The sequence below is a fragment of the Mesorhizobium sp. WSM4842 genome (assembly GCF_055901575.1).
This window is the reverse complement of the sequence record NZ_CM148372.1, coordinates 3,134,915-3,160,220: the sequence shown is the minus strand read 5'-3', so window position 1 is coordinate 3,160,220 and position 25,306 is coordinate 3,134,915. Positions and strand designations below refer to the sequence as shown.

Sequence of the window (25,306 nt, the reverse complement as noted above, 5' to 3'; positions counted from 1 at the left end):
GCACGCCGCTTCGGCCATGAAGACCCAGTACAGCGGAGCACCGTGATGGTCGAAGCCGCAGTTCGCAACTTCACCCTCAACTTCGGGCCGCAGCATCCCTCAGCTCACGGCGTCCTGCGGCTGGTGCTGGAACTGGACGGCGAGATCGTCGACCGCGCCGATCCCCATATCGGCCTGCTCCACCGCGGCACGGAAAAACTCATCGAGTACAAGAACTATCTGCAGGCCCTGCCCTATTTCGACCGGCTCGACTATGTCGCGCCGATGAACCAGGAGCATGCGTTCTGCCTCGCCGCCGAGAAGCTGCTCGAAATATCAGTCCCGAGGCGCGGACAACTTATCCGTGTGCTCTTTTGCGAAATCGGCCGGCTCTTGTCGCATCTCCTCAACGTCACGACACAGGCGATGGATATCGGCGCGCTGACCCCGCCGCTCTGGGGTTTCGCCGAGCGCGAGAAGCTGATGGTGTTCTACGAGCGCGCCTCCGGCGCCCGCATGCATGCGAATTATTTCAGGGTCGGCGGCGTGCACCAGGACCTGCCTGAGAAGCTCCTGGACGACATCTGGAATTTCTGCGATCCGTTCCTCAAGGTCTGCGACAATCTCGATGAATTGCTCACCGGCAACCGCATCTTCAAGCAGCGCAATGTCGATGTCGGCGTGATCGGCCCCGATGACGCCTGGGCCTGGGGCTTCTCCGGCCCCATGCTGCGCGGGTCGGGCGCAGCATGGGATTTGCGCAAGGCGCAGCCATATGAATGCTACCCCGAGATGGACTTCGACATTCCCATTGGCAAGCATGGCGACTGCTATGACCGCTACCTCGTCCGCATGGAGGAAATGCGCCAGTCGGTGCGGATCATGAAGCAATGCCTGGAAAAATTGCGATCGCCCGAAGGCCAAGGGCCAGTGGCAATTCCAAACCACAAAATCACGCCACCGCCGCGGGCGACGATGAAACGCTCGATGGAAGCGACCATCCACCATTTCAAACTCTACACGGAGGGTATTCGCGTGCCCGCTGGAGAAGTCTATGCCGCCGTGGAGGCGCCGAAGGGCGAGTTCGGCGTCTACCTGGTTTCGAACGGCAGCAATACTCCCTATCGATGCAAGATCCGCGCGCCGTCCTTTGCCCATCTGCAGGCGATGGATTTTCTGTCGCGCGGGCACATGATCGCCGATGTCGCCGCGATCATCGGGTCGCTCGATATCGTGTTCGGCGAGATCGATCGCTAGCGCATTTTGCAGCCAAGTGGAATCTCTTGGCGTCGCAGAAATGCGGCTAAAGCAAACAGATAGAGCGGCATGCCTGGTTCAACTTAAACGTGTCCCGCTCTAACCACGCGCGGGGTGTTTCAGATTTCGAGCAGGGCGTAGGGACGGCCGGTCGGCTTCGCCACGTGCATGGCGACGTTGTATACCGGGGCACCACCGGGCGTGCGACCTTCATAGACGCCGCGATGCGCGTGGCCATGCACGACGGCGCTGACCTTGAACCGATCGATCGTCTCAGCCAGCCGCGACGAGCCGAGGAACGGAAAAATCTCCAGCGGCTCGCCAACGACCGTCTCGACCACCGGAGCGTAGTGCAGGACGACGAGCGTACGGTTGGTGCGAACCTGCCGCATCGCGTTTTCGAGCCGCATCGACTCGCTGACGCTTTCGGCGACCATCGCCTTGATCGCCGGCTCGCCGAACGAGCCGAGCATGCGTGATCCAAAACCGCCGATGAAACCCTTCACGCCGACAAAGCCGACCTCCTTGATTTCCGTTGTCTGGCCGTCGAGAAGATGGACGCCTGCCTGCCGAAGGATGTGGGCGACGTCCTCGACCGCGCCGGATTCATAGTCATGGTTGCCGAGCACGGCGACGACCGGGATGGAGCAGGCGCGCAAATCCTCTGCAAGGATTTCGGCCTCTCGGGGCTTGCCGAGATTGGTGAGGTCGCCAGTGAGCACGAGGACGTCCGCTTCGCGCGAGACCTCGCCGAAGAGATCACGGCAGGAGGCCTGGCCGTCTTCCCGCACATGCAGGTCGCCGACGGCCGCAATCTTGACTGTGCGGTTTCTCTCGGTCCTTGCCGTGGCAGTTCCGCCCTTCTCAGCCATCGCGAAATTCTCCTGTTCCGCCGACGCCGGCAAAGCCCCATTCCTTGACGTCGATTTCGTAGTCGGTCGGCGAAAGCAGTCGTCCGCGGCAGATCTTCATCCGGGGGGTAGGCAACTCCCTCTGCTTGGCGAGACGGTCAAGCAATTCGTCGAGCAGCCAGGCGGGAACATGATCGCGCTCGCTCGGATAGATCCATCGGAAATTCAGAAGCTGCATCAACAGCACCTCCCAGTGAACTTCGAGGTAGGAAAGCAGCCTATGCCAGTCGATCTGATCCTGCGCCTTGAGGATGGTATGAGCGATGTCGGCGCCGTCGTGGCGGCGTCTGTCCTGGATGAAGCATTTGGACCAGATAAGCTCGGTCGGACCTACGATCCGCACCTGACTGCCCAGCAGCTCGAATTGTCGTGCATGCTCCAGCCACTGGTCGCCGACCGGCATGGTGCCATTGGCAGAAGCGAATATGACGTCAAAAAAATGCGTGCCTTTGAAAACCTTTCCAAGCCATCGGTCGTCCACGATCTCGACCGCATAGCCGGCCTGCTTGAAATGCGCGAGAATGCGGGCGTAGTCGCCGGCCTTGCAAAAAATGTCGAGGTCCTTCGTCTGGCGCGTGACGCCTGTGTAGGCGCTCACCGCATAGGTGCCGGCAACAAGAAAGGGGATATCCGTCGCGGCGAGTTCGCGGATCGCCTCGGTGTAGAAGACCTCTGCTTCGGCGTGGCGAAGCGTCGGCGCCGCTTTTGCATTGATCGTCGGAACGGATGCCGGGATGGCGCCTTCCGGTGTAGAATCATTGGTCATGAAACCGTGGCTCCAAAACCCCAGCAAATCTGCAACTGTCCGTCCTTAACAAAGCCGCCGCCGCATGGTTCCGTTGTCGATATCATGCAGCCGGACACCTCCATCGGACGGCCAGGCCGCCAAATCCGTTAAAAATGCGATGGCGGAGCCTTTTTCGCCGCCGAGGAGTTGAAGGTATGAGAAAACCACCAGCACGGAGGTGACCATGGAGGACGAGCGCAAGGCGGTACGTGTCAGGCTCAGTGGAAGGGTGCAAGGCGTCTCTTTTCGCGTGTGGACACGGACCGAGGCCGAGAGGCTCGGTCTGTCCGGATGGGTTCGCAATGAGGATGACGGATCGGTAACGGCACTGATCGTCGGGGCCGAAGGCGCGGTTTCGACGATGATGAACCGGTTCTGGAAAGGGCCGACCGGAGCCTCGGTGTCCCGCGTGACATCCCAAGATGTCGACCCCGGCCCGGAGCCGAACGGATTCAGGATCATCGGCTAGCAAGCGGATATCGGCTTTGGGAAAACCCGATTGCTCACCAAAAAGCCAGGCCTACGCGACTCTTGCCTTGCGCCGTCGGGAACAATCGACAGCCAGCGCCGTTGGAACCGATGCGGGCGGGCATGACAAACAATGACGGGATTCGGCCTATGGAAGTCACCCGAGCAGATGGCTTTCCGTTCAGTTTCGGCGAGAAAGCATCTCGGGTCGGCTTTCGGACTGCCGACGACAGTTCGATGTATGCTCTTGCACTAGCCACTGACTACGACGGCACACTCGCGGAAAACGGGATCGTTTCCGATACGACGCGTACTGCGCTCGAGCGGTTGAAGGAAACCGGCCGCAAGTTGATAATGGTGACCGGTCGCGAGCTTGCCGACCTCGAAAGCGTTTTCCCGGAGCTTGGCATTTTCGACAAGGTCGTCGCCGAAAACGGCGCGCTCGTCTACACGCCGGCTTCGAAGGAGGAGCGCATCCTGGCGCCTGCCCCGCCGGCGGAATTCGTCGACAGGCTGATGATGCTCAAGATCGCGCCCCTGTCGATGGGACGTTCCGTCGTCGCCACCAGGGAACCTAACGAGACCATCGTGCTGGAAGTGATCAAGGAGCTTGGCCTGGAGCTGGAGATCATCTTCAACAAGGGCGCCGTCATGGTGCTGCCAAGCGGGGTCAATAAGGCGACCGGTCTTGCGGCTGCCCTTGAGGATATGGAGTTGTCCGCCCACAATGTCGTCGGCATCGGTGATGCGGAGAACGACCATGCCTTTCTGCGCGCCGTCGGTTTCGGAGTTGCAGTTGCCAATGCACTGCCGAAGGTAAGGGAGACGGCGGGCCACGTGACGAATGGTGCCCGCGGCGCGGGCGTGAGGGAGTTGATCGAGGGCCTGATCTCGCATGACGCCGCCTTGCTGGACACAGCACGGCAACGCATCGAAATTGGCGCGGACGACGGATCGGGCACAGTGATGCACCTTTCACCGCGCGGCGGCAGTGTCCTGCTGACCGGCACGTCGGGGATCGGAAAATCCACCCTCGCCACCGCACTGACCGAACGATTCGTCGAGCAAGGCTTTCAGTTTTGCGTGCTCGACCCGGAGGGCGACTACGAGGACCTGCAGGACGTGCTGGTGGTTGGCGACGCCAAAAGCCCGCCGAGCTCGCGCGAAATCTTCGACCTCTTGTCCAAGCCGTCCAACAATGTCGCCGTCAACATGCTCGGGATCAAGACTGCGGAGCGGCCAAACGCCTTCGCCAAGCTGCTGCCGGAGCTTGCCGCGCTTCGCGCCCGCACCGGACGCCCGCACTGGCTGATCATCGACGAGGCACACCACCTGTTGCCGCACGCGCGCGATGGCACATCCTTTGCGCTTCCAAAAAGCCTTTCGGCGACCATTCTGGTCACAGTACATCCCGATCTGGTTTCGCGGGATGTGCTGGCAGGTGTCGACACGGTGCTGGCTCTTGGCCCGGAAGCCGACAAGGTTGTTGAAAGCTTCTGTGCCGCAATTGGCGAGCGCGTACCGCACGGCGTCGTGCCGCCACCGGAAAACAAGGTCTTGTATTGGAACCGGTCGACAGCCGATCCCGCAAGACCGATCTCAATCGAGCGTCCCCGGCAGGAACGCAAGCGCCATATTCGGAAGTATGCCGAGGGCGATCTTGGCGACAACAGTTTCTATTTCCGCGGCGCGGACGGCAAGCTCAACCTGAAAGCGCAAAATCTCATGATGTTCCTCCATATCGCCGAGGGGATCGACGACCGCACCTGGGAGCATCACTTGCGCGCGGGCGACTATTCGGCCTGGTTCCGCGACCAGGTCAAGGACCAGGGACTTGCGGAGGAAGCGGCTGTCATCGAGGATGATGATAGTCTCGATCCGCATAGAAGCCGCGCCGCCATCGCGGAAGCGGTCCATCGCCGCTACACCGCGCCCGCCGACTGAAATCCGCCCATGCCCTGTGGTATCGAGGCCGATTGTGTCGAGCTTCGCCGATGGCGGATCGCCGCCGAACGGCATATCCGCACATCAACGACCACTGATGCGAGGCGTGGAAATCGCTTCGCCGCCTCCATCAACTGAACATGCCGGCCCCTAGCGTGAATGCCGGTAGCTTCAATGCCCGTAGCGTCAATGCTGCGTCAATGCATGAATGTTCCTCGCAGCCAGGCGAAGAAGCCGAACCTCTCGGACATTGCCGCACGGACGCGGGAGGCAGCCCATCGCGCTCGTATCGTGGCGCCGACATGGCAATGGCAGACGATTTCGTGCAACTGCCAGTCGGTCAGTTCGAAGAAGCGCCTGGCTTCACCGTAGGTGTCGTCTCTCAAGCCTTGTGCGCGAAAGATCGGGTCCTCGAAGGCAACCGTGAGAGGCGAGTCGTTATAACGCATCTTTTCGCGTATCTCAGGGGACTTGTATTCGGTGCCCGTCAACGCTTCGAGACGCCGATCGGGATTTTTCTCCAGCAGTTTCGCCCAACGTTCGAGACGCTGGCTTCGGGTCGCTACTAGGTCTGTTGCTTCAGCGTGAACGTCGGCAACGGTATGCAGTTGGTCAAGTGTTTGGTGCTTCACGGCCGCCTCCTATTCAACAGGTGAGTTCGTCCCACCCTGAAATGCAAATTATGGCGCTACACGACGCCGACAAGGCCCTCATGCGCGTACCATTCGATCACTTTTCTGACGGCGCCGTCCTGCCACGAGTGCCTGACGCCTGCGGGATCATCGGAGGTTGCCATCGGAACCATAGGCACACGTGGTCGTTCTGCGTGCACCAGCCCGTAGAGCGAAATCGGTCGAAACGGGTGGCGTTAGAATCCCGGCCGACGTCGGTGACCCGCCAAGGCAGAGTGCAGCGAGGAAGGAAATCGCACCATGGCCATTCTTCCCACTCCCGAACCAACCCCCACTCCGGCGCCCACGCCACCGCCGCTTCCTGAACCGAAGCCGGTGCGTGAGCCGGACCCGGACAGACTTCCCGACGAAGCTCCCGTCCCCAATCCGGATGAAAATGATGCGCCGCTGAAAATCGGTCCTAAAAGATCCGATCCCGGCATTTGACGGAGCGGATTGGTGTGAAGCGATCGGCGGGACGCTCGCTCTAGATCGCCCAATTCTTCATGGAGGCCGGTGTCGGCGCATTGCGCGGCCATCGAGCGCGTGGCGCTCGGGCGGCGTGGAATGATGATGGAATGATGCTCACCGTCGCAGGCATCAGATCGAGCGCTGCGGCGAAGCGAACTCGGAGGCCTGCCTTAGATGCTGGCGCAGCAGCGCCTCGGCCCATTCGATCTCGCCCGCTTCGACAGCATCGAGGATGGCCAGATGTTCCCGGTATGACTGCTCGATGCGTTCCGCCGGCAGTTCCTCGAAACCTGCCGATTCCTGCAACCGGCGCAGATTGTTCTGCTGGCGCACCGCATCCGCCAGGAACCGGTTGCCGGAACAGGCCGCAAGCCCTTCGTGAAAGGATGCGTTGATCCGGAGAACGGCAGGCTCATCCACGGCCAGAACTGGGATTTGCAAGGATCGGGATTTGCTTGCCGCCGTTCTTGCGTGCGCGCGAGCCACGCATACGACGGTGATCGCATCGTGCGATGTGGCTGCCGGGACCACCGAGTTCGATGGCACCTGGCTTCTTGATGGTGAATGGTCATCGAGAGACAATCCATGAGAGCGGTCCCGACTATGACCGTCCGGTCAATTCGCGTCCCGTGCGAGGCCACCAGCACGTACCCGCGTCCTTGATACACCGGATTCATCCCCTAGTTACCTCCCGTGGGCGCCTTAGTCGCGAGTTTGCCTGGGGGCGGCGGCGGTTGCGCCGTCCTGACTGCATGCCGCGGAAAGACGGTTCGACCGACGCACTTTATGGAGGTGGTCGTGCGTCAATCCCCTGAATCCAGCTGGGCATATGTCGCATTCGTTTGCTCGATCGCGGTAGCTTGCGCAGGAGCTGCCGCCGGCGGCGAGCGCGGCGGAGGCAATAGCGGTGGCAACCATGGTGGCGGAGACAATAGCGCTGGCAGCCATCACGGTGAAGGCCGCAAAGGCGGCGCGCACAAAGGACCTGGCGGCTCCAGCAGTAGGTCACCGGTGGACGACGATGGGACCAGCACCGCTGCAACGGCAGCAGTTGCGGCAACTACGGCCGCCACTGCCGTCAGTGTCGCCCGGTCCGCAGGAGCCGGACGGTCGCTCGACCTCCCGGCCAGCCTCCAGCCTCCCAGCGACATCAACAGTCCATCGACGGTTAGTCCAATCAAAGCGCTGCCGGGCGTCCCGGATGAAATCGTTCGCGCCTGCCATGATGCAATCGAGTCGGCCGCCGCCCCGTTTGGCGCGACCAGTGTGCGCGTCAGCAGCGCAGGTTCCATACGTCGGTTGAGCCCGGATACGATCTCGGCTCCCGTTGAGGTCAGCATCGACTATGGACGGCAAGGCAAGGTGGAGACGCGCCAGGCGCCGATCAAATGCGAATTGAACGCTACAGGCAGCGTGATCGGGCTGACATAGCGTATCGCGCAGAACTCCTCGCCGACGAGAGCAGGATGAATTCGAACGGGTGAATCATCCGCGGCGTCGTGAGAGGGTGCGACTGCAATGCCTCCCAAAGGCCCTGGGCCTTCGATAGGAGGACCGCACAGTCGTTTTGGAAATCACTCCAACGTCGCTTGTCTTGGCCTGAGGGGATAGGGAAGTATGAGAGAACGCACCCGGGCAATCCGCGCCGGGGCGCGAATCTTGCTGCGTGCAGTCTTCTGGCTGACAGCCTTCAACCCGCCGGCAGCGGCTGCCGCGCGGCCAGCGCGCGGCTTCAGCGGCGGCTCAATCTGGGCGCTGCGACGCTCAGCCCTGAGCCTGTCATTGTCCGCGCGCGCGGCGGCCAGGTCGCGGGCAAGAGAAACAGTGACTTCACGTTGCTTGTCCAGAGCCTCCTTCAGCCTGGCGACCCCTACCAAAAGTGCTCGGGCGGCGTCGCGTTCGAGGCGAGCTTTATCGAGGTCCTCATGGGTCGAGACTGCCGCAGCGCGTTCTCGTGCCAGAGCCTGCGCCGTCTCGGTTGCAGTCTGCTCCACTCGTTTTCTCGCTGTGACTGCTCTGGCTCGTTCCTGCTCAGCCGCGTCGCGCTCGAGGCGAGTTTTTTTCAGCTCCTCTCGCGTCGAGACTGCTGCAGCGCGTTCTAACGCCAAAGCCTGCGCTGTCTCGGTTGCAGTCTGCTCGGCACGCTTTCTCGCTGAGACTGCTCTGGCTCGTTCCTGTTCAGCCGCGTCGCGCTCGAGGCGAGCTTTTTTCAGCTCCTCATGAATCGACGCTGCTGCAGCGCGTTCTCGAGCCAGCGCGCCCTCCGTCTCGGCTGCGGTCTGCTCCACTCGTTCTCTCGCTGTGACTGCACCGGTCCGTCCCTGCTCAGCCGCGTAAGCGCGCTCCATGAGCGCGGCATTGGACCGTTTCACTTCGGCGAGGTCGCCATGAAGGTCCTCTGATTTCCGGCGTTCGTCGTCGAGCATTCCGCTCGCTTGCGCCAGCGAAGCCTTGGCCTTGGCGCGATCCTCGGCGGCCTCGGCCTGAAGCTGTTCAATTTGCGCCTGCGCTCGCGATAGATCGCGCGCCACCCATCCGGCTCGCTGACGCTCCAGATGAGCAGCGGGCATCTCCGTAAAGACATAGTTGGTGGCCTCGCGCAGCATCGTGCGGGTATCTCCCGCAATGCGCCGCAATGCGTCAACTGTGCGGGCTGCCGCGAGCTCGTTGCGCAATTGCTCCTGGCGTACGCTATCGGCGGCTGCCATGCTTGTCCTCAGCGCGTCGATCTCCTTGCGCGACTCGAGCAGCGCTCGCTGCAGAGCGGCGCTCCTGGCGCGCTCGCCTTCCGCCGCCTGGTGCTCCTGGCCGGCCAATTCCCTCGCTGCGGCTGCCTGAGCAGCAGCTGCTCCGACTTGCGCCCGGGCAGCCGTGAGATCCGGGCTGAGCAATTCGACACTCGTGCGCTCGTCTCCCTGGGCTGGCCCACGCACATCTAATGCAGCACTCGCCGGAAGCTCGATGGGTCGCGAAAGGTCCGGATTGGCGTTGCCCTGGACCCGCGAAATGGCGGGGGCGCTTTCGACCCAGTTTTGTCTCGTCATCGCATAGCTAAGCGGCACGGCCAGACAGATTGCGGCGACGCCAAAGCGGGGTACAAGACCGATCGGCCTACGAACGCGAGGAGGTGAGGCCGTCGCTGTGGTGAGGTCGGGATCCTCCGCGAGGGCGAGTTGCGTCGGCATACGGCTCAGAGCCCTCAATACTGGACTAGTTAGGGCGGCAAGATAAGCCGCCACCTGCCTCTGAACATAGCCAGCGATTTCCCTGATCGATGTCGCAAGTCGGACGGATTGCGCTATGTTCGTCGCGGAAGCGAAAGCGTTGGTCTGGGCCACAGACGAGCTCTCGCAAGCTTCGGAGATCACGTCGAAATACTCGATTCGCACCCCGAACCGAAGGCAATCGGCATCCTGATGCCGAATATCCAGGTTTACGGTGTCTGAGGGCGTGGCAACCTGAGAAGAACAAGCAGGCTCGGTTGCAAGGTCGACCGGGCTTTCCCAATCCCAAGATGCCTCATCGGGGGGATCAGATTCGCCTTGGCTCACATCTGATTTGAGGCGACGCCGTTGCACCGCGATAAGGATACGCCGGAGCACAAGATAGAGGCCCACCGAGGCAAATGTTGCTATCCCGCCCAGGATGGCGAGATCTGCGTCGTTTGCGTAAATTTCGGCAAGAGGATTTGACATTGCCGTGCCTGTGCGGTCTTGGGTGTATTCTCAAGTTCGTGAAGCGGTGTTTGCCCCCTCGTCTTGGTGCTGGCTAAAGCCTTTGATCGCTTTCGAAGCTGTCACTTGCTTCGAGCAGTGTCCCTCCGACACTTGCTCCGAGATCCCTCCAGTGCTCGAATTGTTGTTGCATGACGGAGCGCCTGTCGCGCGCTGATAGACATGCCGGCGCAGATGACTTTTGTTTGAATCGAAACCTGAAGATGCCGTGGCCGCCGATTATCGCCCGCCAAGGGCACACAGGCTCTGAAAGCCGACTTGCACCTCTGCATCTCAACGTCCCGAAAGTTCTCCCACGGTGCGTACCATTCCGCCATTTCCGGTTCTGGACGGTCCGCCTGAGCTTTAAGCTAGTCACAAAGCTAGGTCACGGACCTCCACGGTCAACCGTCACCTCATACTAAACGTCAATAGCACTTCGGCCATGCCCAACGGCCATTGCTGCTCGGATCGCTGTCGAACGACCGCTCCTGGCGCACACGCGCCGTCGGAGAGCAGTTTAGGTCTCCTTCCTGCCCTGAGCGGCTTTACGGCCCCGGAACCAAGCGTCAGGTTTCACCACCAGGTAGCTCAAACGAATGATCGGAGGCAACACGCCTCCGATCCTTCGAGCGACAGACAATCGCCAGCTCCTATTCGCTTTTCCAGACACCCCATACGCGGGGGTTTGCCGCCGGCCATACCGAACAGCCCTTCACCTTCGGCGACACCGCGTCGACGGATGGCTCGTAATAGAGGCCAAGGATCGGCACATGCTTTGCCATGAGGGCATGGAGCTGCTTGAACAGCGCCTTGCGTTGAGCGGGGTCGGTCGTGGCCATCGACTTCGCGTAGAGGTCGAGCGCCTCCTTGCTGTCCCACTGCGCAGTCGGATCGGTCGCCTTGTCGCCGAGGATGACGCCATCCATCAGCGATGGATCGAGACGAGCCGAATAGCCGAAGGACTGGATCTGGAATTTGCCGGCAAGGTAATTATCGAGTTGTGCCGCCCAATCCAGCACTTCGAGCTGGGCATTGAAGCCCGCGGCCGTCAGCATCGCCTGCAGCAGCACGGCGTTCTCATACATGTCCTGGTAACGCGTGTTGGTCTGGATCTTGATCGGCTCGCCCTTGTAGCCGGCCCTCGTCCAGCAGTGCCTTGGCTTTGACCGGGTCGTATTCCGGCCATTTGAGGAATTCGTCGTCGAAGAACGAGCTCGCCTGGGCGACGGCCGAGGGATCTCCCGTGGCGACACCGTTGGTGCGGGCGACGGCGATCTGGTTGATGTCGGTGGCATGCGCCAGCGCCTCGCGCATCTTGGCGTGCGACAGCAGCGGATCCTTGGTCTGCAGCAGGATCGCCGTCCACGACAGGCCTTGCGTCGACAGCACCGTCATGCCCCGCGACTTGGCTTCCTCGACACGCGATAATTCAAGATCGGGAAGGACGTCGAGCTCGCCGGCAAACAGCGCGGTCTCCGCTGCCGCCGTGTCGGGAATGACCATGAAGCGCACCTCGTCGACATAGGCCTCACGGCTCGCCTCGTTTAGGTCGCGCACGATAGCGGCGCGTGCGCATGGCCCATCTGGGCTTCGATCGCGGCGACGATCGCATCGGCGCCGTCAGCTCAACGTCGGTCGGGCGGCACGACAAACGACATCGTGATGCCGTGCAGGTTGACTCGATTGTCTGCTTGCCTAACTAGGATCTCGGGGCTCAGCGCAAATCACCACAGTCGGTGTATGATATCTTCCCGCATCCGAACGCTTGACCTTGTTGTTGTTGTCTTGGCCGGCAGTTCCATCGTGTCGTCTTGCGTCGCCCCTGACGACACGTCGAACCTCCCAAAGGAAGACGCCACAACGGCGGCAGCCCGCAAAGAGATGGTCGGTCTCAGCGAGGCGGACGTTCGAATGTGCGCCGGCTTTCCGACTGCCACCGCCGATGCGGGCGGAAGCCAGATCTGGACCTATCAGCGCACCGTTCAACGCGGCAACCTCAACGTCGTGATTCCAACTCTGGCCCTGGGTGCGATCCCGACGGTTGGAGGATCGCTCAATGTCGATCCCGGCGGCTATTGCAACACGCAAATCCGAATGGTCGATGGCCGTGTTGCCGAGGTTGCCTACGCCGGCGACAACAACACGCCGAACCACCGCGATGCGCTCTGCGTCAGCACGGTAGACGGCTGCGTGGTATATGCCCGCCAGCGCCATCAAGTCAGAACAGGAGCCATTTCCAGGTAATCGGGCTGGCTGGCGCAACCCAGGCCTGCACCGTTCGTTCCCATTTCAGGCAGACGTTCTATATTCCGAACAGTCGCCAGAGACCGACCGCACTCCCCGCCGATCAGCCATGCGAAGGCGGTCGCCCGGAACCGTTCTTGTGTTCGGGAGTACAGGGGGGTCGGAAGGACAGGGATGGCAGACGATGATCATCACCCGCAGGACATTCGTGAAGGCTGCCGCCGCTTTCGGAGCGGCTCTGGTGTTGCCGGGAACCGCGCCCGGCGCGCCGCCTGCGCCGGTGATGCGCGCTGTCCCCTCCTCGGGAGAAATGCTTCCCGCTGTCGGCCTGGGCACCTGGATCACCTTCAATGTCGGCGACGATCCGGTGCTGCGCGACGAGTGCGCCGAGGTGATCGCGGCCTTCTTCGAGGCAGGCGGCCGCATGATCGATTCCTCGCCCATGTACGGCTCTTCGCAGCCCGTGATCGGCTATGGCCTCGAGAAGCTCGGCCGGCCCGAAGCGCTGTTTTCCGCCGACAAGGTCTGGACCTCCTCCGCCGCCGACGGACTCGCGCAGATCGAACAATCGCGCCGCTTCTGGGGTGTGCCGCGCTTCGACCTCGTTCAGGTCCATAACCTCGTCGCCTGGCAGACGCATCTCGAAACCCTGTTCGCCATGAAGGCGGACGAGCGGATCCGCTATGTCGGCATCACGACGTCCGAAGGACGGCGGCACGACCTGTTCGAACAAATCATGCGCGCGCATCCGCTCGACTTCGTGCAGCTCACCTATAACGTCGTCGACCGCGAAGCGGAGGAACGGCTCCTGCCGCTGGCGGCCGAGCGCGGGATGGCCGTTATCGTCAACCGGCCGTTTCGCCAGGGCGCGCTGACGCGCCAGCTCCAAGGCGAGACGCTGCCGGCTTGGGCGGCCGAGATCGGTGCCGGGACCTGGGCGCAGTTCATTTTGAAGTTCATTCTTTCGCATCCCTCCGTCACGGTCGCCATCCCCGCCACCACCCGCGTCGACCATGTGCGCGAGAACGTGATGGCGGCGGCCGGTCCCCTCCCCGACGCATCTATGCGTGATCGCATGGCGGCCTACGTCCGGGACCTCTAGATGTCGGTGTGGTGGACCTACCGTCTGGAAGATTTCCTGCTCTTCTCGCCACGCGTCTACTGGCGCATGTTCGGGTTGGCCAATGCCGCGTTCTGGCCGCTGCATCTCCTGACGCTCGCCGCCGGCCTCGCCATCGTCCTGCTCGTGCTGCGGCGGCCGCCTGGCCATGGTCTCTGGATTGCGCTCGTCCTCGCCGCGCTCTTTGCCTTCGTCGGCTGGTCCTTCCTGTGGAGCCGCTATGCCGCGATCAACTGGGCGATCGCCTATGTCGCGCCGGCCTTCGGCCTGCAGGCGCTGCTGCTGGCGATCGGCGGTGCCGCACGCGGCGGCCTCGCCTTCGACCGGCGGGACATCGCAGGGCGGCTCGGGCTGCTGATCGCGGTCGTTGGCCTCGTCGTTTATCCCCTCCTGCCGCCGCTCTTCGGGCGGCCATGGTCGAGCGCCGAGGTCTTCGGCATCGCGCCGGACCCGACGGCGATCGTAGCGCTCGGCGTCCTGCTTGCAGCGAGCGGCGGGCTTGTGCCGCTGCTGTTTGCGATCCCGCTGCTGTGGCTGCTGCTCAGCGGCCTGACGCTTCATGCCATGGGCGATCCACAAGCCTGGCTGCCGCTTCTGGCAGCGGCCATCACTGTCGCTGCCTTGGCCCTGCGCCGCATTGCTCGGTGATGCGGCGGCGCGTTCGGCATTTGCCTCGTCGGCGCTCTCAGCGCGCCGCCCACACCAGGCCACGACGAAATATTGTTCGCATCTGCGCCACCTCGAACTCCTTGGCGATATGGCCGAGCGCCGAATAGAACACTCTTCCCTTGCCGTGCCGGCGCTTCCAGACGACCGGCATGACCACGCCTTCTATCCAGGAGGCGTGCTCGCCGGAGAAGGTGGTGGTCGCCAGCACCTCGTTCGATGGGTCCACATGCATGTAGTACTGTTCGGAGCGGTACGAGAAATCGTCGATGCCGTTCATGATCGGATCGTCGCGCTTGGTGATGTCAACCCGGTAGTCGATGATGTTGCCCGGGTGGGCCACCCACTGGCCGCCGCACATGAACTGGTATTCCGTGGCTTCACGAAAGGCATCGCACATGCCGCCGTGATAGCCGCCCAGGCCGACACCGCCCTCGACCGCCTTTGTCAGGTTGAGCTCCTCGTTCTTCGCAAGCTTGGCCATCGTGTAGATTGGGACGATCAGACTCAAATCGGCGATCGCGGGGTCGGCGAATATCTCGGTCGTGGTTTCGACGCGCACGCCAAACCCTTCTTCTTCGAGCATCGCCTTGACGACGCGCGCACCTTCTTCCGGCTCGTGTCCATCCCAGCCGCCCCATACGATCAACGCTTGCCGCATGTTCTTCTCCGTCAGTTGGTTGTATCGCCAAACGAGCCTTCGGCGGCAAGTGCGGCCGGCCGAACCGGTCAAGCAACCGGGCGCTTTGCTAGCAGCAGCCCACATCCAAGCACGATCATAGCGCCGCCCGAGCCTTCACGAAGCCGGCGAATGAGATGCGGACGGGACGCCGCGCCATCGCGAAGTCTTCCGGCTGCAAACGCCACGACAATATCGGCGAGCGTGTTAAGAGCAACCGAGACGGCGCCGAGGATCACGAACTGCAGGGCAACGTGATCCGACGATGTAACGACAAACTGGGGAATGAAGGCGAGGAAGAATGCGGCCGTCTTCGGGTTCATCGCTTCCACAAGAACGCCATCCCTGAAGGCCCGCATCGCGCCGACGGGCGGCTCTGAATGACCCAGCGACTTGTAGCCGAGCCTGGCATGGCGAATGGTTCGGTATCCCATCCAGACCAGATAGAGCGCGCCGACCACCTTGAGTGCCGTGAACAATTCGGCGCTTGCCAGCACGATCGCCGAGACGCCAAGACTGCCGGCTAAGACATGAAACAGCCCGCCGAGACCATTGCCAAGGCTCGAAGCGATTCCTTCAGAGCGGCCGCCGGAAAGAGTTCGGGCGGCGACATAGAAAATCCCCGGACCCGGAGTAATCGCCAGAAGGAATGCCGTGAACAGGTAGACGGTGAAGGCGTTGGAATTCAGCATGGAAATGTCCTGATGAAAGACTGTCTATCGAAGTTCAATACAAACTTTGGAACCAGTGGAGAAAACCGCATCGAGATGGTCGAGAGCGGCGGCGACGCGCTGCCGTGCCTGGTCCCTCAGTGGGAGGACGGGGCGTGGCGGATCGACGTCGCAGAGGTTCAGAAGCTTGGCGACGACGTACATCACCCTAAAACTGCCGAATTCCTGGAACAGCGCCCAAAGCGGTCCGAAGGCGGCGTCAAATCGCTCGACGGTGGCGGCGTCCCCGGATTGCGCCGCTCGCGTCAGGGCCAGAGCCTGTGACGGCAGAAGTCCTGCGACGACGGAATACCAGGCGTCGCTCCCGGCGAGCAGCGCAGGCGCCCCGCCCCAGTCGCCGCTGTAGCCGATCTTGAATGCCGACCCGGTCGCAGACCGGAGGGAGGCGAGTTCGGAAGCGACGTCACCACCGGACGGCAAAGGCATCTTCACGGCTTCGATGTTCGCCACCTTCGACAAGCGGGAAATGAGGTCCAGGCTGAAAGTGAACCTGGTCGTGGCGGGATTGTTGTAGATGCAAAGCGGGAGCTGCCCCGCATCGGCGACTGCGGCGAAGTGTTCGAAGACCTCGTCGTCAAAGAGCGGTGTATAGGAAACCGGAGCGAGCAGCAGGCCGTCGGCGCCCGCAGCCTTCGCGTCACGGGCAAGCTCCACCGCATCGCTGGTCCGGATCGCTCCGACGCCGACCATAACCGGGATTTTGCCGCCGACCGTGTCCATCGCCGTTTCGACCGCGCGTCGACGCTCTTCTCGCGTGAGGAAAGCGTAGGCTCCGGTACTGCCGAGCAGTCCGATAGAGTCCGCTCTCGCCTCCTCGATGTGCTTCAGAAGGCGCGCGAGGGCGGCGGTATCGAGCCTGCCGGAAGCGTCCGCCGGGGTGATCGGGAATGCCGAAAGGCCTTGGAAGATAGACATGAAAGAACCTTTCAGATGCGGCTCAGGAGAAGCTTCAGCCCGGCAAATCCGAAGAATACGGCCAGCGTGCCTTCGATCCAGTGCCGCGCCCGCCGATACAGGCGGATCATGGGAGCGGTCGAAAAGACGATCGCGTAGCCGCAGAAGATGGTGACGCTCAGGACCGCGCAGCCTGCGAGGATCACGAGTACCGTATACGGCGACGACCCAGAGCCGAGCCCCAGCGTCATCAGTGCGATCCATGCCAGGATAGATTTCGGATTGGTGAGATGCATTAGCAGTCCGCGCTTGTAGAGAGTGGCCGCCGTCGCCTTCCGTTCGTTAGTCGGGCGAAGCTGATCCTTGTCTGAAGAAAGCGCAGCCTTGCCCGCTTTGAAGGCGAGATAGAGAAGATATAGGCCTCCGAGCACCTGCAGGACCACGAGTGCCTGCGCGTATCGACTGAGGATCGCCGAGACACCTGTCGCCGCCATCAGGCCCCAAAAGATCGAGCCGCTGACTACGCCAGACGCGATTGCCAGCGCGGCCCTGCGGCCGTCGTTCATGGCGACGGCCATGATGCGCATATTGCTCGGGCCGGGACTACCGGCAGCGATGACGTAGGCGGTAAAGACGATGATGAATTGGTGGACGTCGGCCAGCATTTTACTTCTTCGGAAGGTGCAAACTGGCTCATCAATACCCGTCCAACTGGCCCTGACCTAGAACCACTTTTAGATAAAAGGTGCTGGTCCAGTTGCCCTCAGGCCTTTGCCTGACTGAGTTTTCCCGGCAATGTCTGGATCAACGAAACGTCTTCATTTTGGTAATCACGATGGTCCAGTTGCCACCCCGCAGGCAGAATTCGTCATCGGGACTGGGCGCGCGCGGGATCTATGAGAACCTGCGGGAACAGATCGTGGCGGAGGTATACGGCCGCGGAGACGTCCTTCCGTCGGCTCGTGCACTGGCGGTCGAGCTTGGCGTCTCACGAACGACTGTGACGTCCGCTTACGAACAGCTCGCCGCCGAGGGGTTCGTGGTCATTCGACATGGCGCTCGGCCACGGGTGGCCATCAAGATCGCGCACAGCGAGCCGGGAGAAGTCCTTCATACAGCCGCAGAGCCACACAGCCTCTCCGCTTTCGGGGAAAGGCTTCGATCCCGAGCCATTCCGATGCGGGTTCCGTCGGAGAGGCTCGTCGCCGACTTCCGCTACGGCGACATGTCGGCCTTTGACTTCCCGACCCTTGCCTGGCGGAAGGCCATGAACGATGCTGCGCTGGGACGGCCGCCCAAGTTATCCTATGGCGAGCCCTGTGGCTTGATCCGCCTGCGTACCGCCCTGCAGGGTTATCTATGGCGAGCGCGGAGCATCAGGTGCGAGGTGGGCGAGATTGTCATCGTCAACGGCTCTCAGCAGGGACTGGATCTCTGCGCCCGGCTCCTTCTCGATGAGGGCGACGGGTTCGCCATCGAAGAGCCGTGCTATCCGATGGCACGGAGCGTCTTCGAGATGACAGGGGCCATCGCTGCCCCGGTGGAGGTTGACGCCGAAGGCATCAGAGCGGACTTGTTGGCGGATGTTGGCGCGCGGCTGGCTTACGTCACGCCTTCACATCAGTTTCCCTTGGGAAGCGTAATGTCCATGGGGCGACGCCAGCAACTGCTAAGATGGGCGCAAGAGAAGAGGGCCTACATCGTCGAGGACGACTACGACAGCGAATATCGATTCGACATGAACCCCATACCGCCGCTTCGCGCGCTTGGAGGCGCGTCGAACGTCATCTATATTGGTACGGTTTCGAAGACACTGTCGCCGACGCTCCGGATCGGCTACCTCGTCATCCCGCGAGAGTTGCAGGAGGTTTTTGCCCAGGCCAAGCGCCTGACGGACAGGCATGCCCCCATCCTCGAACAGGAGGCGCTTGCGACCCTGGTGGAATCCGGCGTCTACGAAAGCCACGTGCGCAAGGCCCGTCGTCAAAATGCCCGCCGACGTGCAGCGCTCCTCGACGCTCTGCACGCTGAATTCCGGGATGTCGTTCGGGTCGAAGGCGCGGAGGCCGGTCTGCACGTCGTCGTCTGGTTCCGCGACATGCCGCCCTCTATGGCGACATCATTCATCGAGAGAGCCGCCTCGCTCGGAGTCGGCATCTACTCCATATCACCTCATTATTTCGATCAGACATTGGATCGGAGGTGCCTCGGCCTGGTGATGGGATACGCAAGTCTTACCGAAAGCCAAATCCACAGAGGACTAAAGCTCCTTCGACGCGCTTACGAGGATGCAATAAGCTGCTGCGACGTGAGCGTTGCGGTCAGGTAGGCCAGTGGATCGACACCATTAAGCTTGCAGGTTTCGACGAGCGCGGCGATGGTGGCCCAGTTTTTTGCTCCAGTGTCGTGCCCCGCAAACAGCGCGTTTTTCCGGTTGAGGGCTATTGGCCGGGCCGCTATCCCGATGCCGACGGCAAGCCTGTCGACCACACTCTCAACCGGCCAGGTGCTTTCGCCGGAGCTCGACGACTACCGCAATATTCCCTGCCGCATCATCGCCTCAGGCGGGACGCACAAACGTGCCATTCTTGTAGCTGTGGCGCGGGCCGGGTTGGCGACGGTCGTCGTAATGCTGACAGCGCAAAAGCCATACTTGAGCGCCGCTAGTGGTAGAAATCTGGCGCTTGGTACCCGATACGGATTCCCTGTTCCGACCCTAAGCGGAAGCTCGTTCGCCCCCAGCTGAATTCACGCCCATGACCCATTCCGGTCATCGCCTCGTTCCACCTGAAGGTCGCGAAAGGGTGCGAACCCGGGCTTCACACAAACGCCCATCGTCTCAGCGTTTAAAGGTTTGGCGATCTCCTCGAGACGTTCGCAGGGCGCGTTTCCTGATGCGGCCGGCTTTGCAATGCGCTACACTCCCAGACCGCCGCGTCCGCGACGACGGCACCGCCTGCTGGGGTGATGATACCGACGATTGGTCGCCCCCTGAAGGAGCTTCGCCCATGAAGCGCAGAATGGCCGCCCTGATGGTAGGCGATATCGTCGGCTATTCCGAAATGATGGAGCGAGCCGAGGAGCAAACCGCGGAACGCTTGGCTAGCTGTCAGGCCCTCATTTCGGAAAAGGTCGATCTGCTCGACGGCCGGGTTTTCAAGACGACGGGTGACGGGGCCCTCGCCGAATTTCCGAGCGCCGTAAACGCCGTGCGCAGTGCATTCGAGATCCGCAGCGCGCTTGCAGGCGCGCAAGAGCCCGACACCGAACCTTTCCGGATGCGGTTCGGTCTCCATATCGCGGATGTCGTGGTGCAGGGCGATGATCTGGTCGGAGACGGCGTCAACCTCGCGGCGCGCATACAGGCGGCAGCCGAACCAGACTCGATCTATGTTAGCGGTGCGCTCTTCGATCATGTCCGCCGCAATTCTGCGTTCATATTCGACGATATGGGGGAGCGGGCGTTCAAGAACATTACGGAATCGGTGCACCTCTATCGGGTCCGCGGCGAGATCGGAGCGCATCGGCTGCAGTCGGCGCCGACGCAACTGGTCATCACGACGGAACGGCGGCCGGCATCGGTCGCGGTGCTCCCTTTCCGGGTTTCGGGCGACGACGAGAACCAGCGCTATCTCGCTGAGGGCCTCACCGAGGAGCTTATTGTCGAACTGGGGCGGTTTCGGCGTCTTTCGGTCAGTTCGCGGAGTGCGAGCTTCGCGGTTGCGGACTCCCACCCGGATCCGGTGAGGGTCGGCGAGGCTCTGGGCGTTCGATATGTGCTTGAGGGACAGGTGCGCAAGATCGGAGAGCGGGTTTCGATCAGCCTCACGCTGTCGGAAACCGACCAGGGGACGGTGGTCTGGAGCGACAAGATCCAGCGTCCGTTCGAGGAAATTCTCGCTTTGGTTGATGGAACCGTCGCGAGGATCGCCGCGACGGTATCCGGACGGATGGAGGACGCAGCCATGGTGGCGGCGCGCCGAAAGCCGCCAGAAAACATGACCGCCTTCGACTGCCTCTTGCGCGGGCTCGATCATCACCGCCTGGGCGGCGTCACCGACGACAATGCTCGCCAGGCCGTCGGCTGGCTTTCAAAGGCGATCGAGGCCGATCCGCACTACGCGGCCGCCTATGCGTGGAGGGTCTGCGCAGCGTCAGGGCTGCCGGGTTTCGACCCCGAGCAAGGTCGACGGGACATTTGCCGCGCGCTCGAGCTTGACCCCTGCGATGCCGAGGCAAACCGGATCATGGGCGCGTTTGAACTTATGGGTGGCAACTTCGACGAGGCCCTGGCGCACAGCCGCAGAGCAATGGAATTGAACCCGACGGATGCCTACATCAAGGCAAGATGCGCCGCGGTCTTTACCTGTGTGGGCGAAGCAGAGCGTTCATTGTCCTTGCTCGACGAAGCCGAGATGCTCGACCCGTTCCTTCCTGTGTGGTGCGTCGAGGAACGGGGTGTGGCTCTTTATGCGCTGGGCCGCTATGCTGAGGCTATTGAATCCCTCCGCAAACTCACGTTTCAGACCACTCGATCGCGCCTCTATCGGGCGGCCGCGCTCGTGGCGCTCGATCGATCCGACGAAGCCGGCCGGATGGTCAGGGAAGCTGTCGGCAGCGAGGCAGCTCTAACGGCCTCCAACTTCACCAGCCGCGAGTGTTACCGCGATCCTGAGAAGGCTCGGGAGCTTGGCCGCTTGCTAAGGGAAGCAGGTTTGCCGCCATAAGATCGGTGGCGACGGTCTGCCGCTAACGACAACCCGTTCAGCACACACACTGTCGAAGTCTGCAACGGGTCGACTCCGGTCGTTGCGATCGAAAAGGGAATGGCCGCTCATGACGCGACCAAGCCGGTCGGCGCATCAGCTCGATTTCGTGCAGCCAAGGAGCGTTCTACGTCGCAATCGGGTGGGAATATCGCCCCTCTTGTGGCCCACCGGAAGGAGCAGGAAGCGCCATTTTCCAGACGTTCCCGGCGCTCCTCCGAAGCGGACCCTCGCGTTTCGGCCGGAGTTGAATCAAAGGACGCAAGCCGCTCGGGAGTCAATCTGGCAGACCGGCCCGGCGGAGCACCTCTACCACCCGGTCCCGCCTTTCCCGCTCCTTGTATCGCTGCGAGAGGATAACTTGCTCGATGCCGAATTCAGGAAACCTCTCCTTGAGTTCAGATATCGTGCAAGCGGCATCATCTTCTCGCTGCTGAAACCCGTATATGGTTGCCAGGTTTGTATAGGAATAAGGGTCGTCCGGCTCCTGCTGGAGATATGATTCCGCCGCCTCCTGTGCCGCAACAATATCGCCGATCCAGAGGTTGGCCAACGCGAAATTATAAGTGTACCAGGTAGGGTAGTGCGGGCTGAGCCGCATGGCGGTCTTGAGGGCGGCCAGCGCTCTTTTGCTTTCCCCTCCGTAGATGCACACAAGACCAAGAAAGGCTGCGGCCCAGGAGTCGCTCGGCGCGAGATCAATTGCTTTTTGGCAGAGCCCGATCGCTTCATCATGCTGGTCGCGCAAGAAGGCGATGCCTCCTTTCAACATGTATGCGCTCCCAATATCGGGATCGATCACAAGGGCTTTCTCGACCTGCTGCTCGGCGAGTTGCAGGCGTTGCTCCTTGTCCACGGACGTGTCGGACCGTGCTTCCCACCAATAGGATAGTCCGAGTTGGACCATAGCCCCCGTATAGTTTGGATCGATTCCGATCGCTTCTTTCAAAACCCGCTGCGCCTCCCGATTATCTATCGGATTGAAACGGAGGAACAAATCGCGCCCGAGCGCCATTTTCTCCCAGGCACGCAAGTTTTTCGTCTGCCCTTCCCAAAGACGTGCTAATTCTCCATAGGTTAGCTTGACCTGCATTGCGAGCGCGATGCTTCGGGTAATCTCGTCCTGCACCGCGAATATGTCGTCGAGATTTCCGTCGAAATTCTCAGCCCAAACGTGCCCCCCTGAAAGCCCGTCGATCAACTGCGCCGTCACGCGCACTCGGTTTCCGGCGACGCGAACACTTCCCTCCAAGATAAATCTTACGCCCAGTTCCAACGCGACATCCTCTAGGCGAACCGCTCGACCCTTGTAAACGAAGCTGGAGTTCCGCGAGATGACAAAGAACTCGCTGATCCGCGACAGGGCGGTAATGATGTCCTCTGAAATGCTGTCGGCAAAGAATTCCTGGTCGCGAACGCTGCTCATGTTTGTGAACGGCAGCACTGCGATTGACAGCTTGGTTGGCAGTCTCGGCTTGTCTCCTGACACCGCCGGGCTTGAAGTCAACAGCCAAGCTCCGTCCGGGTGGATACGGTAGACTTGAATGTCGCCCGGGATGTTCTTGAGGGCCTTCATCCCAAGGCTCTCGAATTTCAGGTCCAGCTTTGACTTCACATTCTGATAGACGACTTCCGAAATGCACACGCCTCCCGCATCGGCCAATTGCTCAAGACGGGCAGCCACGTTGACGCCATCGCCGAAGACATCGCCCTCATCAACGAGGATATCCCCAAGGTTGATCCCGATACGATATTCAATCCGACGTTCAGTCGACACTCTCGTTTCTTGTTCAATGATCGCCCGCTGGATCTCCACAGCGCATTCGACAGCATTGACCACGCTCGAAAACTCGGCGAGAAACCCGTCGCCGGTTGCCTTGAAAACCCGACCGTCATGATCGAGGATCCTGGGATCGATAAGCTCCTTGCGGTAAGATTTATGCCGCGCAATCGTGCCGCTTTCGTCTGCTGCCACCAAGCGGCTATAGCCGACCATGTCGGCGGCCACGATCGCGGCAAGGCGGCGTTGCAAGTGTCGTCTCCTTCGAGGACAGAAACCGTCGGATGGTAGACTGAATACTTCCGCTGCGTAAGCCTCCGAATGACCGTTCAAGGTCACTGTTTGCTCGTTTATCGGCGTTCGGTCGAGGGCGGTCGACTCAAGCCGTAGCCCGAACGGCGGCTCTGGAGAAGCGCCAGGAAGGTCAGGAAGTGGCGCATTGGCTCGTTTCTGAGCGCGAAACGAACGAACGGCATACAAACGAAAAGCCGTCGTCGAGCCGCTGCGCGATTTGGGGGCTCCGCGCCTCGACGACGACAATTCAGGCAGAGGTCTGAGGAGCGCGATTGGTGTCAAACAGTTCTCCGGTTTCCAACATCGCACAAGCAATCCCGATCAAGCGGCCGCCAACCGACCGAAGCGCTCTCGCATGGGAATGGCCTCGTTTCCTTAATTCCGCGTACCGATTTCGGCTGTGAACATCGCGCATGACGGCAACCCTCGCCCAATGATAGACGGCCGTGCGCAGTCGGTGTGGGCACGCTTGGCGCATGACGACCATGTACTGTTTGCCGCTGCGCCGCGTCACCGGGACCACGCCGGCCAATGCCCGAAGCGCCTGCACATCCCGGCGCGCGATCGCGTCATGCCCCTCCGATAGAAGCGCGGCGAGCACAATCGGTCCGACTCCTGGCATCGATCGCAGGATCTCCGGATCGCTGCACGGCTCGCCAGCGCTCCCGTTGGTTGGTGACAGTTCGGCGACCGCCGAACACAGCCGTTCGAGCTGCTTCATGGCGTTCTTCATCTGCTCCATTACCAGCCGAAGGCGCGCCAGGATGAGCTGACAATGGGCAACGCATGCTTCGGCGATGCCGGCGGCGACAACGATCGGGGTGCGACGGAGTTGTGCCAGCAAAGTCTCCGCCGTCCACTTCTTCACCTTGCTCTGTTTAAGTTGCTTCGCCACCGTCGCTGCCCTGACCGTTCGCGCTTTCGCAGGGGTCGGGATCAACTCCCACAGGTCAAGAACCCATGCTCTTGACCAATCCTCCGCCAACTCGAGCACCTGCGGGTAATAGCGCCAAAGCTGATGACGGAAGCGATTGGCAAGCCGATTGCGTTCGGCAGACAGGTCCTCGGTCATGCGCGACCACTCCCGCAGTTCGATGACGGTCGGGTGCATCGGCGCAAGAAAGCGGTAAAGCTTGCGATCCGTTCTTAAGGTGTCGGCTAGAACGAAAGGCATCGAGCCGGTCGTCCTTGGCGCCCGCCATGGTGAAGCGGTCCCGCAAACGATCCAGCTGCTTGGATTGATAGCATGGGCGAGGAAGCCAGCATCCATCAGGCCTTCGACGACAGGCCCATGCGGGACCTCTATCCCGATGGCGACACGGCCCGGCTCATGACCCGTCGTAGTTCTGATCCAATTGGCTAATTCGGCCAGTCCCTCGCCGCTATGTGGAAACGGGCGGTGGCCGAGTTTTCTTCCGTCGGCATCCAAAGCGTAAGCGTAGTGCGTCGCCGATGCCCAGTCGACGCCTACGAATGCGGACATGTCTTCCATCATCACCTTCTCCTGCTCAAACGGGCAGCTGCGATGCTCGCCGGCCCTGTTCTGGCGCTCGAAGGCGCAACTCCCCACGGGGCGTCGATCGCAGCCAATCCATCGGGGCACTCGTCCCCTCTAGGCGCTCAAAGCGCTGGATCACCAGGTGGCTCCCGACGAATCGGCCCGCGGGTTGAGTCTACCCCGTGAGGAGCCTCGTGATTGGAACAGGGATCACCCGCCCGAAGGCGGAGCCGAAGGGGCGGCGCCGATCCGCGGATGCGGATCCGTGTCGATCCTGCACGGAGCGCGGCCCTGGCCGAGCGGAGGAAGGACGGGGAGACCGATTTTCTCCTTGCAGGGGAGAGGGGGCAGCGCCTCCTTTCCCCACCGACGAAGGGAAAGTAGCTCGATGCGCCACCGCGTGATCTACTAGGAAAACTGAAGAGACTTC

Annotated in this window: 22 protein-coding genes and 2 pseudogenes; 10 read left to right on the top strand and 14 right to left on the bottom strand. The window is 61.6% G+C overall.

Going from position 1 to position 25,306, the window contains the following annotated elements; translation table 11 throughout:
• The first annotated feature begins 45 nt into the window (after window positions 1–45).
• Window positions 46–1,236, top strand: a complete 1,191-nt coding sequence (locus AC0NIE_RS15205) for an NADH-quinone oxidoreductase subunit D (RefSeq protein WP_473485579.1) — start codon at window positions 46–48, stop codon at window positions 1,234–1,236.
• A gap of 119 nt (window positions 1,237–1,355) precedes the next feature.
• Here AC0NIE_RS15205 and AC0NIE_RS15200 read toward each other — a convergent pair whose 3' ends face one another.
• Complete coding sequence (locus AC0NIE_RS15200; RefSeq protein WP_473485578.1) at window positions 1,356–2,108, bottom strand: metallophosphoesterase family protein; 753 nt, start codon at window positions 2,106–2,108, stop codon at window positions 1,356–1,358.
• Window positions 2,101–2,913, bottom strand: coding sequence for a nucleotidyltransferase family protein (locus tag AC0NIE_RS15195; protein ID WP_473485577.1), 813 nt, complete (start codon window positions 2,911–2,913; stop codon window positions 2,101–2,103). The genes AC0NIE_RS15200 and AC0NIE_RS15195 overlap by 8 nt, the downstream gene beginning before the upstream one ends.
• Before the next feature lie 205 nt (window positions 2,914–3,118).
• Here AC0NIE_RS15195 and AC0NIE_RS15190 point away from each other — a divergent pair, with 205 nt between their 5' ends.
• Together AC0NIE_RS15190 and AC0NIE_RS15185 are read left to right on the top strand one after the other, a co-directional pair.
• A complete protein-coding gene (locus AC0NIE_RS15190) occupies window positions 3,119–3,403 on the top strand; it encodes an acylphosphatase (RefSeq protein ID WP_473485576.1) in 285 nt (94 codons plus the stop codon).
• 236 nt (window positions 3,404–3,639) lie between these two features.
• Window positions 3,640–5,346 carry an HAD-IIB family hydrolase gene (locus AC0NIE_RS15185; RefSeq protein WP_473485575.1) on the top strand — a complete coding sequence of 569 codons (1,707 nt, stop codon included), beginning with the start codon at window positions 3,640–3,642 and terminating at the stop codon, window positions 5,344–5,346.
• 197 nt (window positions 5,347–5,543) lie between these two features.
• Here the strand turns inward: AC0NIE_RS15185 and AC0NIE_RS15180 are convergent, their stop codons facing one another.
• Window positions 5,544–5,978 carry a hypothetical protein gene (locus AC0NIE_RS15180; RefSeq protein ID WP_082982175.1) on the bottom strand — a complete coding sequence of 145 codons (435 nt, stop codon included), beginning with the start codon at window positions 5,976–5,978 and terminating at the stop codon, window positions 5,544–5,546.
• 300 nt (window positions 5,979–6,278) lie between these two features.
• Here AC0NIE_RS15180 and AC0NIE_RS15175 point away from each other — a divergent pair, with 300 nt between their 5' ends.
• On the top strand, window positions 6,279–6,464 hold the full coding sequence (locus AC0NIE_RS15175; protein WP_473485574.1) for a hypothetical protein: 186 nt from the start codon (window positions 6,279–6,281) through the stop codon (window positions 6,462–6,464).
• Window positions 6,465–6,617: 153 nt separating this feature from the next.
• On the opposite strand, the gene AC0NIE_RS15170 is transcribed toward AC0NIE_RS15175, so the two are convergent.
• From AC0NIE_RS15170 to AC0NIE_RS15155, 4 genes are all read right to left on the bottom strand, one after another.
• The gene (locus tag AC0NIE_RS15170) at window positions 6,618–6,908 is read right to left on the bottom strand and encodes an FCD domain-containing protein (protein WP_473485573.1); all 291 of its coding nucleotides are present in this window, start codon (window positions 6,906–6,908) and stop codon (window positions 6,618–6,620) included.
• 1,154 nt (window positions 6,909–8,062) lie between these two features.
• Window positions 8,063–9,094, bottom strand: a complete 1,032-nt coding sequence (locus AC0NIE_RS15165) for a hypothetical protein (protein WP_473485572.1) — start codon at window positions 9,092–9,094, stop codon at window positions 8,063–8,065.
• A 1,760-nt stretch (window positions 9,095–10,854) separates the two neighbouring features.
• Complete coding sequence (locus AC0NIE_RS15160; RefSeq protein ID WP_473485571.1) at window positions 10,855–11,289, bottom strand: hypothetical protein; 435 nt, start codon at window positions 11,287–11,289, stop codon at window positions 10,855–10,857.
• A complete protein-coding gene (locus AC0NIE_RS15155) occupies window positions 11,282–11,761 on the bottom strand; it encodes an ABC transporter substrate-binding protein (protein WP_473485570.1) in 480 nt (159 codons plus the stop codon). Before AC0NIE_RS15155 ends, AC0NIE_RS15160 begins: the two co-directional genes overlap by 8 nt.
• A 354-nt stretch (window positions 11,762–12,115) precedes the next feature.
• Between AC0NIE_RS15155 and AC0NIE_RS15150 the strand changes: the two genes are divergently transcribed.
• The 3 genes from AC0NIE_RS15150 (at window position 12,116) to AC0NIE_RS15140 (ending at window position 14,216) form a co-directional block, all read left to right on the top strand.
• Window positions 12,116–12,448 carry a hypothetical protein gene (locus AC0NIE_RS15150; RefSeq protein ID WP_473485569.1) on the top strand — a complete coding sequence of 111 codons (333 nt, stop codon included), beginning with the start codon at window positions 12,116–12,118 and terminating at the stop codon, window positions 12,446–12,448.
• A gap of 184 nt (window positions 12,449–12,632) precedes the next feature.
• The gene (locus AC0NIE_RS15145; RefSeq protein WP_473485568.1) at window positions 12,633–13,550 is read left to right on the top strand and encodes an aldo/keto reductase; all 918 of its coding nucleotides are present in this window, start codon (window positions 12,633–12,635) and stop codon (window positions 13,548–13,550) included.
• Window positions 13,551–14,216, top strand: coding sequence for a DUF6064 family protein (locus AC0NIE_RS15140; protein WP_473485567.1), 666 nt, complete (start codon window positions 13,551–13,553; stop codon window positions 14,214–14,216).
• Window positions 14,217–14,253: 37 nt separating this feature from the next.
• On the opposite strand, the gene AC0NIE_RS15135 is transcribed toward AC0NIE_RS15140, so the two are convergent.
• The 4 genes from AC0NIE_RS15135 to AC0NIE_RS15120 form a co-directional block, all read right to left on the bottom strand.
• Window positions 14,254–14,895, bottom strand: a complete 642-nt coding sequence (locus tag AC0NIE_RS15135; protein ID WP_473485566.1) for a ThuA domain-containing protein — start codon at window positions 14,893–14,895, stop codon at window positions 14,254–14,256.
• A gap of 68 nt (window positions 14,896–14,963) precedes the next feature.
• Complete coding sequence (locus tag AC0NIE_RS15130) at window positions 14,964–15,605, bottom strand: LysE family translocator (RefSeq protein ID WP_473485565.1); 642 nt, start codon at window positions 15,603–15,605, stop codon at window positions 14,964–14,966.
• A gap of 24 nt (window positions 15,606–15,629) precedes the next feature.
• On the bottom strand, window positions 15,630–16,559 hold the full coding sequence (locus AC0NIE_RS15125) for a dihydrodipicolinate synthase family protein (protein WP_473485564.1): 930 nt from the start codon (window positions 16,557–16,559) through the stop codon (window positions 15,630–15,632).
• Between the two features lie 11 nt (window positions 16,560–16,570).
• Window positions 16,571–17,203, bottom strand: coding sequence for a LysE family translocator (locus AC0NIE_RS15120; RefSeq protein ID WP_473485563.1), 633 nt, complete (start codon window positions 17,201–17,203; stop codon window positions 16,571–16,573).
• Window positions 17,204–17,373: 170 nt separating this feature from the next.
• Between AC0NIE_RS15120 and pdxR the strand changes: the two genes are divergently transcribed.
• The gene (gene pdxR / locus AC0NIE_RS15115; protein ID WP_473485562.1) at window positions 17,374–18,867 is read left to right on the top strand and encodes a MocR-like pyridoxine biosynthesis transcription factor PdxR; all 1,494 of its coding nucleotides are present in this window, start codon (window positions 17,374–17,376) and stop codon (window positions 18,865–18,867) included.
• Here the strand turns inward: pdxR and AC0NIE_RS15110 are convergent.
• Window positions 18,819–18,989 (bottom strand): annotated as a pseudogene (locus AC0NIE_RS15110) (transposase domain-containing protein); the annotation flags it as partial. The gene pdxR and the pseudogene AC0NIE_RS15110 sit on opposite strands and share 49 nt — an antisense overlap.
• On the opposite strand from AC0NIE_RS15110, the pseudogene AC0NIE_RS15105 reads away from it, so the two are divergent.
• Both AC0NIE_RS15105 and AC0NIE_RS15100 read left to right on the top strand, forming a co-directional pair.
• Window positions 18,990–19,167: pseudogene (locus AC0NIE_RS15105) on the top strand (sugar-binding domain-containing protein); the annotation flags it as partial. It abuts the pseudogene before it with no gap.
• A 379-nt stretch (window positions 19,168–19,546) separates the two neighbouring features.
• Complete coding sequence (locus tag AC0NIE_RS15100) at window positions 19,547–21,265, top strand: adenylate/guanylate cyclase domain-containing protein (protein ID WP_474047152.1); 1,719 nt, start codon at window positions 19,547–19,549, stop codon at window positions 21,263–21,265.
• A gap of 316 nt (window positions 21,266–21,581) precedes the next feature.
• On the opposite strand, the gene AC0NIE_RS15095 is transcribed toward AC0NIE_RS15100, so the two are convergent.
• Window positions 21,582–23,336, bottom strand: a complete 1,755-nt coding sequence (locus tag AC0NIE_RS15095; protein ID WP_473485560.1) for an adenylate/guanylate cyclase domain-containing protein — start codon at window positions 23,334–23,336, stop codon at window positions 21,582–21,584.
• 289 nt (window positions 23,337–23,625) lie between these two features.
• The gene (locus tag AC0NIE_RS15090; protein WP_473485621.1) at window positions 23,626–24,861 is read right to left on the bottom strand and encodes an IS110 family transposase; all 1,236 of its coding nucleotides are present in this window, start codon (window positions 24,859–24,861) and stop codon (window positions 23,626–23,628) included.
• Window positions 24,862–25,306 lie beyond the last annotated feature (445 nt).

Excerpts from the sequence above, each read along its gene's own strand:
- AC0NIE_RS15205 (WP_473485579.1), top strand. The coding sequence starts at position 46 with ATGGTCGAAGCCGCAGTTCGCAACTTCACCCTCAACTTCGGGCCGCAG.
- AC0NIE_RS15200 (WP_473485578.1), bottom strand. The coding sequence starts at position 2,108 with ATGGCTGAGAAGGGCGGAACTGCCACGGCAAGGACCGAGAGAAACCGC.
- AC0NIE_RS15195 (WP_473485577.1), bottom strand. The coding sequence starts at position 2,913 with ATGACCAATGATTCTACACCGGAAGGCGCCATCCCGGCATCCGTTCCG.
- AC0NIE_RS15190 (WP_473485576.1), top strand. The coding sequence starts at position 3,119 with ATGGAGGACGAGCGCAAGGCGGTACGTGTCAGGCTCAGTGGAAGGGTG.
- AC0NIE_RS15185 (WP_473485575.1), top strand. The coding sequence starts at position 3,640 with ATGTATGCTCTTGCACTAGCCACTGACTACGACGGCACACTCGCGGAA.
- AC0NIE_RS15175 (WP_473485574.1), top strand. The coding sequence starts at position 6,279 with ATGGCCATTCTTCCCACTCCCGAACCAACCCCCACTCCGGCGCCCACG.
- AC0NIE_RS15165 (WP_473485572.1), bottom strand. The coding sequence starts at position 9,094 with ATGCTGCGCGAGGCCACCAACTATGTCTTTACGGAGATGCCCGCTGCT.
- AC0NIE_RS15160 (WP_473485571.1), bottom strand. The coding sequence starts at position 11,289 with ATGTATGAGAACGCCGTGCTGCTGCAGGCGATGCTGACGGCCGCGGGC.
- AC0NIE_RS15150 (WP_473485569.1), top strand. The coding sequence starts at position 12,116 with ATGTGCGCCGGCTTTCCGACTGCCACCGCCGATGCGGGCGGAAGCCAG.
- AC0NIE_RS15145 (WP_473485568.1), top strand. The coding sequence starts at position 12,633 with ATGATCATCACCCGCAGGACATTCGTGAAGGCTGCCGCCGCTTTCGGA.
- AC0NIE_RS15140 (WP_473485567.1), top strand. The coding sequence starts at position 13,551 with ATGTCGGTGTGGTGGACCTACCGTCTGGAAGATTTCCTGCTCTTCTCG.
- AC0NIE_RS15135 (WP_473485566.1), bottom strand. The coding sequence starts at position 14,895 with ATGCGGCAAGCGTTGATCGTATGGGGCGGCTGGGATGGACACGAGCCG.
- AC0NIE_RS15130 (WP_473485565.1), bottom strand. The coding sequence starts at position 15,605 with ATGCTGAATTCCAACGCCTTCACCGTCTACCTGTTCACGGCATTCCTT.
- AC0NIE_RS15125 (WP_473485564.1), bottom strand. The coding sequence starts at position 16,559 with ATGTCTATCTTCCAAGGCCTTTCGGCATTCCCGATCACCCCGGCGGAC.
- AC0NIE_RS15120 (WP_473485563.1), bottom strand. The coding sequence starts at position 17,203 with ATGCTGGCCGACGTCCACCAATTCATCATCGTCTTTACCGCCTACGTC.
- pdxR (WP_473485562.1), top strand. The coding sequence starts at position 17,374 with ATGGTCCAGTTGCCACCCCGCAGGCAGAATTCGTCATCGGGACTGGGC.
- AC0NIE_RS15100 (WP_474047152.1), top strand. The coding sequence starts at position 19,547 with ATGAAGCGCAGAATGGCCGCCCTGATGGTAGGCGATATCGTCGGCTAT.
- AC0NIE_RS15090 (WP_473485621.1), bottom strand. The coding sequence starts at position 24,861 with ATGTCCGCATTCGTAGGCGTCGACTGGGCATCGGCGACGCACTACGCT.